The sequence below is a fragment of the Labrys neptuniae genome (assembly GCF_040797145.1).
Taxonomy (GTDB): domain Bacteria; phylum Pseudomonadota; class Alphaproteobacteria; order Rhizobiales; family Labraceae; genus Labrys; species Labrys neptuniae.
The window spans coordinates 60676-74600 of record NZ_JBFNQD010000016.1; the positions used below are offsets into that span (position 1 = coordinate 60676).

The 13925-nt window shown below is 63.6% G+C and carries 14 protein-coding genes; 12 read left to right on the top strand and 2 right to left on the bottom strand.

Features of this window, described 5'->3' with window-relative positions:
- Positions 1-41 precede the first annotated feature (41 nt).
- The 6 genes from ABXS05_RS29125 to ABXS05_RS29150 all read left to right on the top strand — a co-directional run bounded on the left by ABXS05_RS29125 (position 42) and on the right by ABXS05_RS29150 (position 5168).
- Positions 42-419 (top strand): DUF983 domain-containing protein, encoded by a 378-nt coding sequence (locus ABXS05_RS29125; RefSeq protein ID WP_367626285.1) that lies wholly within the window; start codon positions 42-44, stop codon positions 417-419.
- Positions 416-1171 carry an SURF1 family protein gene (locus ABXS05_RS29130; RefSeq protein WP_367626286.1) on the top strand — a complete coding sequence of 252 codons (756 nt, stop codon included), beginning with the start codon at positions 416-418 and terminating at the stop codon, positions 1169-1171. The genes ABXS05_RS29125 and ABXS05_RS29130 overlap by 4 nt, the downstream gene beginning before the upstream one ends.
- A 251-nt stretch (positions 1172-1422) precedes the next feature.
- Complete coding sequence (thrC, locus tag ABXS05_RS29135) at positions 1423-2835, top strand: threonine synthase (protein ID WP_311941384.1); 1413 nt, start codon at positions 1423-1425, stop codon at positions 2833-2835.
- On the top strand, positions 2832-4091 hold the full coding sequence (locus tag ABXS05_RS29140; RefSeq protein WP_367626287.1) for a M16 family metallopeptidase: 1260 nt from the start codon (positions 2832-2834) through the stop codon (positions 4089-4091). Before thrC ends, ABXS05_RS29140 begins: the two co-directional genes overlap by 4 nt.
- 8 nt (positions 4092-4099) lie before the next feature.
- Positions 4100-4687: a GNAT family N-acetyltransferase gene (locus ABXS05_RS29145; protein ID WP_311941391.1), complete on the top strand. Its 588-nt coding sequence runs from the start codon at positions 4100-4102 to the stop codon at positions 4685-4687.
- 88 nt (positions 4688-4775) lie between these two features.
- Entirely contained in the window at positions 4776-5168 is a 393-nt protein-coding gene (locus ABXS05_RS29150) for a cupin domain-containing protein (RefSeq protein ID WP_367626288.1), read from the top strand.
- An 88-nt stretch (positions 5169-5256) separates the two neighbouring features.
- On the opposite strand, the gene galU is transcribed toward ABXS05_RS29150, so the two are convergent.
- Positions 5257-6132, bottom strand: a complete 876-nt coding sequence (gene galU / locus ABXS05_RS29155; RefSeq protein ID WP_367626289.1) for a UTP--glucose-1-phosphate uridylyltransferase GalU — start codon at positions 6130-6132, stop codon at positions 5257-5259.
- 391 nt (positions 6133-6523) lie between these two features.
- On the opposite strand from galU, the gene ABXS05_RS29160 reads away from it, so the two are divergent.
- Entirely contained in the window at positions 6524-9406 is a 2883-nt protein-coding gene (locus tag ABXS05_RS29160; RefSeq protein WP_376717743.1) for an EAL domain-containing protein, read from the top strand.
- Between the two features lie 67 nt (positions 9407-9473).
- Positions 9474-10094, top strand: coding sequence for a transposase (locus tag ABXS05_RS29165; RefSeq protein WP_367626290.1), 621 nt, complete (start codon positions 9474-9476; stop codon positions 10092-10094).
- Positions 10095-10178: 84 nt separating this feature from the next.
- Here ABXS05_RS29165 and ABXS05_RS29170 read toward each other — a convergent pair whose 3' ends face one another.
- Complete coding sequence (locus ABXS05_RS29170) at positions 10179-10790, bottom strand: YqgE/AlgH family protein (RefSeq protein WP_105862609.1); 612 nt, start codon at positions 10788-10790, stop codon at positions 10179-10181.
- A gap of 172 nt (positions 10791-10962) precedes the next feature.
- Between ABXS05_RS29170 and ABXS05_RS29175 the strand changes: the two genes are divergently transcribed.
- From ABXS05_RS29175 to ABXS05_RS29190, 4 genes are all read left to right on the top strand, one after another.
- Positions 10963-11802 carry a protein-disulfide reductase DsbD domain-containing protein gene (locus tag ABXS05_RS29175; protein WP_367626291.1) on the top strand — a complete coding sequence of 280 codons (840 nt, stop codon included), beginning with the start codon at positions 10963-10965 and terminating at the stop codon, positions 11800-11802.
- Positions 11803-11898: 96 nt separating this feature from the next.
- Positions 11899-12381 carry a peroxiredoxin gene (locus ABXS05_RS29180; protein WP_311941411.1) on the top strand — a complete coding sequence of 161 codons (483 nt, stop codon included), beginning with the start codon at positions 11899-11901 and terminating at the stop codon, positions 12379-12381.
- Positions 12382-12645: 264 nt separating this feature from the next.
- On the top strand, positions 12646-13452 hold the full coding sequence (locus ABXS05_RS29185; RefSeq protein ID WP_367626292.1) for a hypothetical protein: 807 nt from the start codon (positions 12646-12648) through the stop codon (positions 13450-13452).
- A gap of 87 nt (positions 13453-13539) precedes the next feature.
- Complete coding sequence (locus tag ABXS05_RS29190) at positions 13540-13899, top strand: hypothetical protein (RefSeq protein WP_311941416.1); 360 nt, start codon at positions 13540-13542, stop codon at positions 13897-13899.
- Positions 13900-13925 lie beyond the last annotated feature (26 nt).

Sequence of the window (13925 nt, forward strand, 5' to 3'; positions counted from 1 at the left end):
GCGGCCGGGATCACCCGGCCGTTTCCTTTTTGAGGCCCGAGATGCCGCAAGATCACCATTATGCGCCGCTTTCGCCCTTCCAGACCGGCTCGCGCGGCAGATGCCCGCGTTGCGGCCAGGGCAAGCTCTTCGATGGCTTCATCAGCCTCAAGCCGAAATGCAGCGCCTGCGACCTGGACTACAGCTTTGCCGATTCGGGCGACGGGCCGGCCGTGCTGGTCATCCTGGTCGCCGGCTTCATCCTGCTGGGTGCGGCAGTCTATGTCGAATTCACCTTCTCGCCTCCGGTCTGGGTCCACATCGTCCTGTGGCTGCCGCTCTCCCTCGCCGTCTGCCTCGGCCTGCTGCGCTGGATGAAGGGCGTGCTGGTCGCCCTGCAATATACCAACAGGGCGGCCGAAGGCCGGCTGGAAGAATGACGACGGCCGTAGTCTCCTCGCGTCCGCGCTCGCTGGTGGCGCTGACGATCTCGATGCTGGTGATGGGCGCCTTCCTGGTCGGGCTCGGTATCTGGCAGCTCGAACGTCTGCAATGGAAGTTCGGCCTGCTCAAGGAGATTGCCGACCGCACCACCGCGGCTCCCGTTGCTCCGCCCCCCGAAGCCGATTGGCCGCGCCTGACGCGGGATGGCCTCGAATACCGGCATTGGCAGGTCTCGGGAACCTTCGACCATGCCAAGGAGATCCGCTCCTTCACCAACCTGCCCGATGCCAAAGGGCAGTTTCGCGGCGTGGGCTACTGGGTGCTGACACCGCTCATCCGTCCCGACGGTTCCACCATCCTGGTCAATCGCGGCTTCGTGCCCGAGAACGCCAAGGATCCCGCCAGCCGCCAGGCCGGGCAGATCGCCGGTCCCGTCACCATCACCGGCCTCGCCCGCTGGACGGAAGACCGCAATCTCTTCACGCCGGCAGACGATCCTGCCACCGGCAACTGGTTCACGCGCGACATCGCCGGCATTGCCAAGGCCGAGGGGCTGACGCGGGTCGCGCCCTTCTTCATCGATGCCGATGCCAGCGCCCCCGGCGGCCTGCCCGAGGGCGGAGAAACCATTCTCACCTTCCCCAACAACCACCTGCAATATGCGCTGACCTGGTTCGGTCTCGCCCTCGGTCTGGTTGGGGTCTACATCGCCTTCGTCCTGCGCCTGAGGCGCAAACCGGCGGGATAAGGACGGCGCCGCTGGGCAAGCAGAATTTCCCGGCGAGGGCCGCGAACGGGTCTCGCCGGGAAATTCTGCAAATATTTGATATCTTGCAGTTTCCCGTTGATCGGGCCTGTGGTCCGATCAACGGGAAACTGCATGGGAGGCGGCGATACGCGCCTTGCCCGTCGGGCCCGGGCGGATTACAGGATGAAGACTGTGTTCCGGGACGGCGCGGCCGGCATTGGCGGCGCTTCCGGCACCGAAAGGATAGAACCGTGCACTATGTCTCCACGCGGGGCGAAGCTCCCGTCCTCGGCTTTTGCGATGCCCTCCTCGCCGGCCTTGCCCGCGACGGCGGCCTCTATGTGCCGCAGCATTGGCCGGTTCTGTCCCACGCCCAGATCGCCTCGTTTGCGGGTAAATCCTATTGGCAGGTGGCCGAGGCGGTGATCGCGCCCTTCGTCGGCGACGAGATCGAGCCGGCGCCCCTGCGCCACATGATCCAGGAGGCCTATGCCGGCTTCGGCCATCCGGCCGTCGTGCCGCTGGTGCAGATCGGCGACAATCTGTTCGTGCAGGAGCTGTTCCACGGCCCCACCCTTGCCTTCAAGGACGTGGCGATGCAGTTGCTCGCCCGGCTGATGGATCATGCCCTGAAGGCGCGCAACAAGCGCGCCACCATCGTCGGCGCCACCTCGGGCGATACCGGCAGTGCCGCCATCGAGGCCTTCCGTGGCCTCGAACAGGTCGATATCGTCATCCTCTATCCCCATGGCCGCGTCTCCGAGGTGCAGCGCCGGCAAATGACCACGGTGGACGCCCCCAACGTGCATGCCGTGGCGCTGGAGGGCAATTTCGACGATTGCCAGGCGCAGCTGAAGGCGATGTTCAACCATCTCGAATTCCGCGACGAGATCGGCCTGTCGGGCGTCAACTCCATCAACTGGGCTCGTATCGTCGCCCAGATCGTTTATTACTTCACCGCCGCGGTGGCCCTGGGCGCGCCGCATCGCAAAGTGTCGTTCTCGGTGCCCACGGGCAATTTCGGCGACATTTTCGCCGGCTATGTCGCCAAGCGCATGGGCCTGCCGATCGAGCGGCTCCTGATCGCCACCAATGTCAATGACATCCTGGCGCGCACCATCGCGACCGGCGTCTATGAGGCGCGCGGCGTGAAGGAGACGTCTTCTCCCTCGATGGACATCCAGGTCTCCTCCAATTTCGAACGCCTGCTCTTCGACGCCTATCGCCGCGATGCCGGCCAGATCCGCCGCCTGATGGGCAATCTCGCCCAATCCGGTGCCTTCGAGATCGACGAGGGCGCCTATGAGGCCATTCGGTCGGAGTTCGACGCCGAGCGCGCCGACGAGAAGGAAGTCGCCAAGACGATCGGCATGATCTGGCGCAATGCCGGCTATCTCCTGGACCCCCACACGGCCGTCGGCGTGATGGCGGCGTGGAAGGCCGAACCCGATCGCCGCGTGCCGATGGTCGTGCTCGGCACGGCTCATCCCGCCAAGTTCCCCGCTGCGGTCAAGGATGCCTCCGGCATCGAACCCAAATTGCCGGATGCCCTGGCCGATCTCTATGAGCGGCCCGAGCGCTTTACCGTCCTGCCCAATGACCTCGGGGTCCTGGAGGCCTTTGTCCGCAAGCATTCCCGCGCGGCCCAGGGTGCTGCGGCATGAGCGTCGAGGTTACCCGCCTCCCTTCCGGGCTGACCGTCGTCACCGATGCGATGAGCCATCTCGAGACCGCTTCGCTCGGTGTCTTCGCGGGTGCCGGCGCCCGCTCGGAAGGCGAGAAGGAGCACGGCCTCGCCCATCTGCTCGAGCATATGGCGTTCAAGGGCACGCGGACCCGTGACGCCAAGCGCATCGCCGAGGAGATCGAAAGCGCCGGCGGTGAACTCAATGCCGCGACATCGGGCGAGCAGACCGCCTATTATGCGCGCGTGCTGAAGGAAGATGTCGGCCTCGGCTTCGACATCCTGGCCGACATCCTCACCCAGTCTGTCTTCGATGCCGATGAACTGACGCGGGAAAAGAATGTCATCCTGCAGGAGATCAGCGCCGTAGAGGACACGCCGGACGATCTGGTCTTCGACATGTTCAACCAGGCCGCCTTTCCGCATCAGCCCCTCGGCCGCCCCATTCTCGGCACGCCCGAGACGGTGATGTCGTTCGACCGCAAGGCGATCCAGACCTATCTCGACACCCATTACCGGGCCGGACGCATGGTGGTTGCCGCCGCCGGGGCCGTCGAGCATGATCGCGTCGTCGAAGAGGCAGGCCGCCTGTTCGCCCATCTGCCCGAAGGCAGTGGCCCCGAACCGGCTTCGGCCGTCTATCGTGGCGGCGAAGACGTGATGGAGACCGATCACGAGCAGGCCAATGTGCTGATCGGCTTTGCCGGCCGCTCCTACAAGGATGCCCTCAGCCCGGCTCTCGGCATCTTCACCAATCTGGTCGGCGGCGGCATGTCCTCACGCCTGTTCCAGGAGGTGCGCGAAAAACGCGGCCTGTGCTATTCAGTCTATGCCTTTCAGTGGGGCTATGCCGATACCGGCATTTTCGGCATATCCGCCGGTGCCGGCGCCGACGAGCTGCACGATCTCGTCCCGGTGATCCTGGATACCGTGGCTGCCGCCGCCTCGTCCCCCACCGAGGCCGAAATCGCCCGCGCCAAGGCGCAGATGAAGGCCGGCCTTCTGATGGCGCTCGAATCCTCGGCCATGCGTGCCGAGCAGATGGCGCGCCACATGCTGATCTGGGGCCGCCCCCTGCCGCCGGCCGAATTGATTGCCAAGATCGATGCGGTCACCGCCGAGGACGTGCGCCAGGCCGGCGAGGCCGTGCTGGCTTCGCCGCCGACCCTGGCCGCCCTCGGACCGGTCAAAAAACTGCCCCGTCTCGACAAGATCCGCACCTATCTGGCGGCATGAGGCGGTGAATGTCCTTCCTGCGCCCCTTCTCCTTCGCCGACGTCGTACCGCCGGTCCGTGGTGAGAAGGTCGAGCTGCGCGCCCCGGAAATGCGCGATTTCGAGGCCTGGGCCGCCCTGCGCGGCGCAAGCCGGGAATTCCTGCGCCCCTGGGAGCCGACCTGGCCACCCAATGATCTGACACGCCCGGCCTTTCGGGCCCGGATCAAGCGCTATGGCCAGGATGCGAGGGCGGACGCCGCCTATCCCTTCTTCGTCTTCCGCTCCGATAACGGCGCGCTGGTCGGCGGCCTCACGCTCGGCCAGATCCGCCGCGGCGTGGCGCAGACCGGTTCGCTCGGCTATTGGATGGGTCAGGCGCATGCCGGCCAGGGCCTGATGAGCGACGCCGTGCGGGCTTTGCTGCCCTATGCCTTCGGCACGCTGCGCCTGCGCCGGGTGGAAGCCGCCTGCCTGCCGGAGAACGGCCCCTCGATCCGGCTCCTGGAGCGTGTCGGCTTCATCCGAGAGGGCTATGCCCGCTCCTATCTGTGCATCGCCGGCGCCTGGCGCGACCATCTGCTCTACGCCATTCTCTCCAGCGACGAGATCCGTTGAGGCTTTCCAGGGTGAGAAGCGTTGGCTTCACCAGGCGCTCCCGGAGGGCAGGAACGTAAATTCACGGCATCACCGCGCGGAGGGCACCATGATCGGGGAAACTCAACTTGTCATCACCCGGGCAGAGGAGCGGCCACGGGAAGCCTGGGAGGATCCCGCCAAGGGGAGCGTGGCCTGGCACACCTTGATCAGCGCTGAGATCACGCCGACCGACAGCCTCAGTGCTGGAATCGCCGTCCTGCCGCCCGGCGGCACCAATCCGCCGCACCGCCATGCCGAAGCGGAGCTCTATCTCATCCTGGAAGGCAGCGGCGTGCTCACGGTCGATGGCGCGGAAAGCCCCGTCGGCAAGGGAGCGGCTATCTTCATTCCCGGCAATGCCTGGCACGCGCTGCGCAACGAAGGCGACGCCGAGCTCCGGCTCTTCTATGTCTTCCCGACCGGACGCTTTTCCGACGTGGTCTACGAGTTTCCCGGTTGAGCCCGAACGTCGCAGCCCGAAGGCGCATTGCCATGTCCGCGCCCAGAAAAATGGCCCGGTTTCCCGGGCCATTTCATCCAGAACCTTGTCAGCCCAGCAGGGCCTTCAACTCGGCCCTCAGTTCGTCACCGAGGCCCTCGCGTTCCAGCGCATAGGCGACATTGGCGGTCAGGAAGCCGATCTTCATGCCGGTGTCGTAGATGCGGCCCTTGAACACCGAGCCGTAGAATTTCTGCCCCTGGGCGAGCTTGAGCATGGAATCGGTGAGCTGGATCTCGCCGCCCGCGCCGCGTTCCTGCTTTTCCAGGAGATCGAAGATCTCCGGCTGCAGGATGTAGCGGCCGGAGACCGCCAGATTGGAGGGCGCCGTGCCCTTCTTGGGCTTTTCGACCATCTGGGTGATCTCGAAGGCATTGCCGCCGACGCTTTCGCCCTTGCCGACGATGCCATATTGATGGGTCTGGTCTTCCGGCGCCTCGAACACGGCGATGTGGTTGCCGCCGACCTTGTCATAGGCATCCACCATCTCCGCAAGGCACCCCTTGCCCTTGCCGTGATGCAGCATGTCGGGCAGCAGCAGGGCGAAAGGCTCGCGCCCGACGATCTCCCGCGCGCACCAGACGGCATGGCCGAGGCCGAGCGGGGCCTGCTGGCGCGTGAAGCTGGTCTGGCCCGCTGCCGGCAGCGAACGCTGCAATTCCTCATAGGCTTCCATCTTGCCGCGCTCCTTGAGCGTGGCGTCGAGTTCATAGGCGATATCGAAATGATCCTCGATCACGCCCTTGTTGCGGCCGGTCACGAAGATGAAGTGCTCGATGCCGGCTTCGCGGGCTTCATCCACCACGTGCTGGATGACGGGCTTGTCCACCACGGTGAGCATCTCCTTGGGCACCGACTTCGTGGCAGGCAGAAAGCGCGTGCCGAGGCCGGCGACGGGAAATACAGCTTTGCGAATGCGCGTCATAGGAATCCTTTGATCGGTGCCCTTGGGGAAGGTTGGTTGTTCTTATTGCCCCCTCGGATGAAGGAACGGTTTATGCAAGCCTACTCAGAGTCTGGCCCTGCAGCAATCTCAGCCTTGCCAGCTTTGAACGTCAAAAATGAGGTCACGGCGAAATCGCCGGTAACACCCTGCCTACATCGGCTGGACCTGCACGATGATGACGCTGGACGGAGCTGCGGGCACTCAATCTCCATTCCGCCAACAGGAATCCGCCCGGGGCAGCTTGCCCATTTTCGCATTGCTGGCTACTGCTTCTCGACACAATTGAGTGGCAGGTGGGCAGGCCCTTCGAAGTGAGATGAACCAGGACCGTCGCAAGGGGGCGCCGGGAAGCCTGGCTGGAGATCGTATGTTGCAGTTCATTCGCGTCGTCGCAGCCTCCATGGTCATGATGCTCGTCATGGCAATGGTCGGCGGCGTTGCGCATGCCCTGGAGCCGGTGGACGTCAACGGCGAGGTCGATGCGATCGATCTCCTGCCCGCTGTCGAAAGCTATTCCAGCCAGGGCGACCGCATCCAGATCCAGACCGCCCCGGGCGCCGACGGCATCGTGCGCCGCATCGAAGTGCGTTCGAAGCAGCCGGGAACCAATCCGCACTGGATCGTGTTCGCCCTCGCCAACACCACCGACGAGCAGATCGACCGCATCGTGGTGGCACCGCATTTCCGCCTGGTCGGTTCCGGCCTGGTCTGGCCGGATCTCGGTGCCTCCCGCATCGCGGAAATCACGCCCAGCCAGGGCTTCCAGCCCGAGCGGCAGGAGGATGACGACGCCGATGTCTTCCGGGTGACGCTCGATCCGGGCTCGCGCGTGACCTTCGTGGCCGAATTGCGCACCTCCAAGCTGCCCCAGCTCTTCCTGTGGGATCCCGACGCCTACAAGGACAAGGTCAACTCGCTCACCCTCTACAAGGGCATCGTGCTCGGCATTGCCGGCCTGCTCGCTTTGTTTCTCACCATCGCCTTCGTGGTGAAGGGCACGGCGATGTTTCCAGCCGCCGCGGCGCTGGCCTGGGCGGTGCTGGCCTATCTCGCCATCGATTTCGGCTTCCTGCACAAATTCCTCGCCATTCCCCCGGATGGAGACAGGGTGTGGCGCGCGGGCGCGGAAGCGGTGTTCTCGGCGACGCTCCTGGTCTTCCTATTCGCCTATCTCAATCTCAACCGCTGGCATGTGCGCTATTCCGTGGTCTCGGCGCTCTGGCTCACCGCCCTTGCCGCCCTCGTCGGCCTGGCGGTGATCAACGCCCCCGTCGCCGCCGGTGTCGCCCGCATCTCCATCGCCACGCTGGCCGTGGTCGGCCTCTTGATCATCCTGTTGCTGGCCTTCTACGGCTATGACCGGGCCGTGATGCTGATACCCACCTGGACGTTGCTGCTCGGCTGGGTGGCGGCGGCGGGATTGACCATCATGGGCCATCTTACCAACGACCTGGTGCAGCCGGCCCTCACCGGCGGCCTGGTGCTGGTGGTGATGCTGATCGGCTTCACGGTTATGCAACACGCCTTTGCCGGCAGTGCCTTCGCGCCCGGCCTGATGACCGATACCGAACGCAAGGCCCTCGCCCTCACCGGCTCCGGCGACGTGGTCTGGGACTGGGACGTGCCGGCCGATCGCATCTATGTCAGCCCCGAGGCCGACCAGCTGCTCGGCGTTGCCCCCGGCGCCCTCGACGGGCCTGCCGCCGAATGGCTCGAGCTCGTCCATATTTTCGACCGCGACCGCTTCCGTACTGCTCTCGACGCGGTGATCGACCAGCGCCGCGGCCGCGTCAGCCTGGATTTCCGCATCCGGGCCGCCGACGGCCATTATATGTGGCTCAACCTCAAGGCCCGGCCCGTGGTGGGCTCGGACGGCGAAGTGGTACGCTGCGTCGGCACCGTCTCCGATGTCACCGAACAGAAGACGGCCGAGGAGCGCCTGCTGCACGATGCCGTCAGGGACAATCTGACCGGCTTGCCCAACCGGGAGCTGTTCACCGATCGGCTGGAAGCGGCGTTGGTCCAGGCCAAGCAGGACGGCACCACCAAGCCGACGGTACTGATCCTCGATCTCGACCGCTACAAGCAGGTCAACGACGCCGTCGGCCATTCCGTCGGCGATTCGATCCTGCTGACAGTGTCGCGCCGCCTCTCGCGCCTGATGAAGCCCCGCGACAGCGTCTGTCGCATCTTCGGCGATCAGTTCGGCGTGCTTCTCATGTCGGAACCCGATCCGGAGCGGATCTCGGCCTTCGCCGAGTCGATCCGTCGCTCGCTGCGCGCGCCCATCGCCGTGGCCGACCGCGAGATCTTCCTCACCGCCTCGGTCGGCGTGGCGATGTACGATCCCCAGGCCCCGGTCAAGGCGGACGAACTGATCAAGGACGCCGAGATCGCCATGTACAACGCCAAGAAGATCGGCGGCGATCGCATCGAGATCTTCCGGTCGGCCATGCGGGTCGAGCGGCCGGACCGCTCCTCCCTGGAGGCCGACCTCAGAAGGGCGATCGAACGCGACGAGCTCAAGGTGCTGTTCCAGCCGGTGGTGCGCCTGCAGGATCGCACCATTGCCGGCTTCGAGGCGATCGTGCGCTGGGAGCATCCCAAGCTCGGCCGCTTGCCGCCGGGCGAATTCAACGCCATGGCCGAGGAGACGGGGCTGATCGTCGATGTCGGCCTGTTCGTGCTCGACCGCACCGCCCGCCAGCTGTCGATCTGGCAGCGCCTCGTCGAGGTCGAGCCGCCCTTGTTCGGCATGGTCAACATCTCCAGCCGGCAATTGCTGCGCCAGGACCTCGTCCAGGACATCAAGGCGGTGATGGCGCGGGCCGGCATCGAGCGCGGTTCGCTCAAGCTCGAGGTCTCCGAGAGCCTGGTGATGGAAAATCCCGAATATGCCGCGCAGATTCTGGCCCAGCTCAGCGATCTCGGGGTGGGCCTGGCCATGGATGGCTTCGGCACCGGCTATTCCAGCCTGTCCTACCTCCAACGCTTCCCCTTCGACATGCTCAAGATCGATCCGAGCTTCGTCAAGGAAGGCGAGCGCGGCCGGCCGGTGATCCTGCGCTCGATCATCGCCATGGCGGGCGACCTCGGCATGGAGATCATCGCCGACGGTGCCGAGGCCGATAGCGATGCCGCCGAACTCGGTGAGCTCGGCTGCCAGTTCGCCCAGGGCGAGGCCTTCGGCGATCCCGTCACGGCGGAGGAAGCCCGCAGGCTGATCGCCGGCCCGGTGCGGCTGCGGGCGTGACCTGGAGCGCGGACATCCTGTCCGCTCTTGAAACCTGCCCCTTGCAGGACGTTTCGAGGGAACCGCCATGGTGGAGAAGAAACACCCGCTGCGGCCACAAGTGGAGTGGCATTCCCGAGGATATCTCCCGCATTGGGAAGCTGGCGAGCATCCACAAAGCATCACCTTCCGTCTCGCGGATTCCCTGCCTAGCGAGCTGCTGAGCCGTTGGGCGCGGGATCTGAAGGAGTCCGACCCCGAACTCGATTCAACCGAGCAGCGCCGGCGCTATGAGGAAGCGCTTGACAAGGGCCATGGGGAAGCTTTGCTCGCGCAGCCCGATGCCGGCTCGATCGTGCAAGCAGCTCTGCTTCATTTCGATGGGGTACGATATCGTCTCCACGCCTGGAGCATCATGCCCAACCACGTTCATGTACTCGCCACACCGCTTGTACCGCATGCGCTATCGGCCATCATTCACTCGTGGAAATCTTTTACGGCACTTCAGATCAATCGCGCCTTAGGGCGGCAGGGAATGCTGTGGTTTCCTGAATATTTTGATCGTCGGATCAGAGATGAGGGCCACTTTCAACGCGCGCTTTACTACATCGAGACCAATGCGGTAAGCGCCGGTTTGTGTGCCCGGGCCGAGGACTGGCCTCATTCGAGTGCAGCGTGCATAAGGGGAAGTAATGAAGTCGAGTTGTGAGGCACGACCAAAGACGTTCGGCAATCACAGATTTAGTGGAACCGATTGAGGATCAAGAGCGGACAGGATGTCCGCGCTCCTCGCCTACGCGTGCCCCGCATCCCGCGAGAACAGGCCGGGCTCGATGCCGAGCTTGCGCAGCGCCCGCGTATATTTGGTGTCGACCTGGTCGTCGAACAGCAGCCCCGGATCGGCATCGCAATGCAGCCAGCCATTGGCCTGGATCTCGCGTTCGAGCTGCCCGGCACCCCAGCCAGCATAGCCCAGCGCCAACAAGGCCTGTTCCGGCCCCTCGCCGATGGCGATGCTGCGCAGAATGTCGAGCGTCGCGGTCAGGCAGATATTGTCTTCGATCGGCATGGTCGAATTGTCGATGAAGACATCGTTGGTATGGAGCACGAATCCCCTGCCGGATTCGACCGGGCCGCCATTGACGATGCGGATCGGCGCGCCCCTCGGTTGACGCATGTCCGAGACGCCGTCAATGACGCCGAGCTGCTTGAGGAGGTCGGGAAAGCGGATATTCTTGGCCGGCTGGTTGACCACGATGCCCATGGCACCGTCGGACGAATGCGCACAGATATAGATCACCGTGCGCGCGAAGCGCTCATCCTGCATGGACGGCGTAGCCACGAGCATCTTGCCGTCCAGGAAACCGCCGGATGAATCGCTGCCAAATGGAATGTACCCTGTCATGGACATGATCGTGCCGCATCGTATCGGCTTTGTTAAGGCATAAATTTGGCCAACCTTGGCGAAGCGCCGGCGGTAGGCTTCACAAGAGTGTCACGCCTTCGTGCATGGCGCTATTGACCATTCGCAGTTATCCGTCTGCCGAGACCCTTGTTTGGAGCCGCAAGCTATCCGAATGTCCAGCCGTCCTGTCCTTGCCATACTCGCCGGGTGCCTCGCCTTGTGTGCCCTGCCGGCCCTGGCCGGCTCCCCCAGCCAGTCCGATCCAAATCAGGCGGACCCGCACGCCGTCATCCAGCTGCTTGCCGGCCAGGCACATCCGGAAGGCCTGGCAGGCCTGGAGATCCAGCTCGCGCCGGGCTGGAAGACCTATTGGCGCAATCCGGGCGATGCCGGCATTCCCCCGACTTTCGACTGGTCCAAGTCGGAGAATCTGCGCGAAGTGACGGTGCTCTGGCCGGCGCCGAGCCGCTACGACCAGGAGGGCGCATCGTCGGCCGTCTATCACGATCAGGTCGTGCTGCCCCTCAAGATCAGCGCGATCGATCCGTCCAAGCCCGTCAAGCTGGCACTCGGCCTCGACTATGCCGCCTGCAAGACGATCTGCGTCCCGGCCAAGGGCAGCGCCGACGTCGTCCTCTCCCCGGGCGCGGTGACGGGAGGGGAAGGCAGCGCCGAGATCGCACAGGCCCTGAAGAAAGTACCGGTATCGCAAGAGATCGGCGCCACGGCTCCCCTCGCCATCAAGCAGATCCGCCTGGACACCGCGACCAATCCGGCTCGCCTGACCATCGATGTCAGCACCCCCTCCGCCTCCGCGCTGTTCGTCGAAGGGCCGATGAAATGGTACCTGCCGATGCCGGAACCGGCCGACAAGGCGGACAAGGCCAATCCCCAGCGCTTCGTGCTGCCGCTCGAGGGACTGCCCAAAGGCGCGACCCTCGCCGGAAACGAACTGCGCTTCACGCTCTCGACTGGCGAGGCCGGCGTCGAAAGCCTATATCGGTTGCCGTAGACTCTCGTCATGGCTACTGACCGGCCATCCCGATCGCGCACAGGCGCAAGGGGTGACAGGGCAGCGTTCGCCATGGCGTCACCAATGGAGATATCAGTGACGATCAAGCCCGGCGACAAACTCCCCGATGTGACGTTCCGCGCGGTGACGCAGGACATGCCCGAACCCAAGAGCACGGCCGACGTCTTCGGCGGCAAGAAGGTGGTGCTGTTCGCCGTTCCCGGCGCCTTCACCCCCACCTGCCACCGCAACCATCTGCCGGGCTATCTGGAACATTACGATGCCTTCAAGGCCAAGGGCGTGGACACGGTGGCCGTGACGGCCGTCAACGACGCCTTCGTCATGCAGGCCTGGGCCAAGGCCACGGGCGGCCTGGGCAAGATCGAATTCCTCGCCGATGGCAGCGGCGATTTCGCCAAGGCGATCGGCATGGAGCTCGATCGCGTCGCAGCGGGCCTGGGCGTGCGCTCGCAGCGCTATGCCATGCTGGTGGAAGATGGCGTCGTGAAGGTCCTCAACCTCGACGATGGCGGCAAGCTCGACATTTCCGGCGCCGACACGCTGCTCAAGGCGCTCTGATTAGGAGGGCTGGTCTTCCCAGTTTCATCGGAGGATGGAACTGGGCCAGTCGGCCTGTAGTCCCAAAATACGGGCGTCGTCAAAATCGAGATTTCACGACGGCCAACGCTGGTAGGAAAGGGGAATTCTCGTTTCCCCTTATGCGCAACAGCTTTTCCTCTTGGTCAAGTCTTATCCCTCGGCCTCGTTCAGAGTTCGAGCCACAACCATCAATGCGCGATGTCGGAGCATTCTTTGATAACCTCCTTATAAATGCAGGTATTTATGACCCACGCTCAGCTCTGCACTCTCATCCAGCAAACTGTCAAAGGCGACAAATCTGCTGAGGAGCGGTTACGGGCATCGGCTTCGCTCCTGAGGCTATGGGCCAAGGAAGCAGCCATCGTCGTCCTGTCACGCGAGAACGGAGACGCAGGAATCTATCTGGGCTGGTACCCCGGGAGGGGTGGCGGTTTGGAAACGGTGCCTTTGCCGCAAACCTTCACTGTCATCGACGCCCATTTCGAGGGTGAGGTTTTCACTCTTCAATCGCAGGATGGACGGTCCGTTTCGGCCACCTGGCGCGGATTTCATCAGATTCGTTCCTATCTGTTGCCTACCCACGCAGTGCAACGCAGCCCTGGCGATCTCGACCGCATTTTCGCCTACCTTCATCCCGGCAAGGCAACCGGCAACGGAACGAGTAGGGTGGCAGGTTCGCTCGAGGCATCTGATGGGCCCTATGCTCCTCTCTTCAATTACGAAGGACGTTTCCTGTATCACGATCAGGAGATCTTCCTGGCCGTCCATGCCGTAAGCGAGAAACATCTCCAGACCATGTTGCCAGGTCTCGATCACGCGTTGGTCCGGCTCGACAATGCATTGCCTGCAGCAAGGCGTTTACTGGCGGAGGGGATGGAGGTCGAGCCAAGCGAGATGGGAACTCTCTCTTTATCGGAAATCGTCCACTACGATGGTGGTGCCACGGATTTGGTCTTCAATGCGGATGAGGAGACCCAGGATCAAGGTGTCGACTTTTTCACGGTCCATTGCGACGTCACTGGCGTACCAAAACTAGTCTCGATGGGATAAGCGTGGGCGCAAAATTTCTGGCTTCGGCGACGACGCCGGGTCAGACACAAAAGTCATCGCTGGGCTTGGTCGGTCCACGGAGTTCACGTGTCGGAAGGCTATCTTCAAACATTGCAGCACGAATTCGAAGCTGGCGAAGGGTCTTTTCTGCTACAGCTGCGCAGCGATTTGTATTGGGACCGGCAAGCGTTCGGCCGTCTGGTTTCAGCAATGCAGGCATGCTGCAACGAGCATCAAAGCACACAGGCCTTTGATCGATGGATGGCAGAAGGGTTCTGGTATACTCAGTCGTTCGTCCGCAGCTGGGTCAATCATCCGAACTTTCCGAAACCCTATACGCAAGACTATTACGAGAAAGCCTGCACAAGCTTGGATGATCTAGCCCAGTGGTTCTTCTCGGGTATTAACCCCTATGAAGGAGAAGGCGGCTTCGAGCTCATTGAGTAAGTAAATCGCGGCGTTGCTGGATTTTG

Bases quoted from the DNA above. Each gene is read 5' to 3' on its own strand.
- ABXS05_RS29125 (WP_367626285.1), top strand. From the start codon at position 42: ATGCCGCAAGATCACCATTATGCGCCGCTTTCGCCCTTCCAGACCGGC.
- ABXS05_RS29150 (WP_367626288.1), top strand. From the start codon at position 4,776: ATGATCGGGGAAACTCAACTTGTCATCACCCGGGCAGAGGAGCGGCCA.
- ABXS05_RS29165 (WP_367626290.1), top strand. From the start codon at position 9,474: ATGGTGGAGAAGAAACACCCGCTGCGGCCACAAGTGGAGTGGCATTCC.
- ABXS05_RS29145 (WP_311941391.1), top strand. From the start codon at position 4,100: ATGTCCTTCCTGCGCCCCTTCTCCTTCGCCGACGTCGTACCGCCGGTC.
- ABXS05_RS29130 (WP_367626286.1), top strand. From the start codon at position 416: ATGACGACGGCCGTAGTCTCCTCGCGTCCGCGCTCGCTGGTGGCGCTG.
- ABXS05_RS29185 (WP_367626292.1), top strand. From the start codon at position 12,646: ATGACCCACGCTCAGCTCTGCACTCTCATCCAGCAAACTGTCAAAGGC.
- galU (WP_367626289.1), bottom strand. From the start codon at position 6,132: ATGACGCGCATTCGCAAAGCTGTATTTCCCGTCGCCGGCCTCGGCACG.
- ABXS05_RS29175 (WP_367626291.1), top strand. From the start codon at position 10,963: ATGTCCAGCCGTCCTGTCCTTGCCATACTCGCCGGGTGCCTCGCCTTG.
- ABXS05_RS29170 (WP_105862609.1), bottom strand. From the start codon at position 10,790: ATGACAGGGTACATTCCATTTGGCAGCGATTCATCCGGCGGTTTCCTG.
- ABXS05_RS29140 (WP_367626287.1), top strand. From the start codon at position 2,832: ATGAGCGTCGAGGTTACCCGCCTCCCTTCCGGGCTGACCGTCGTCACC.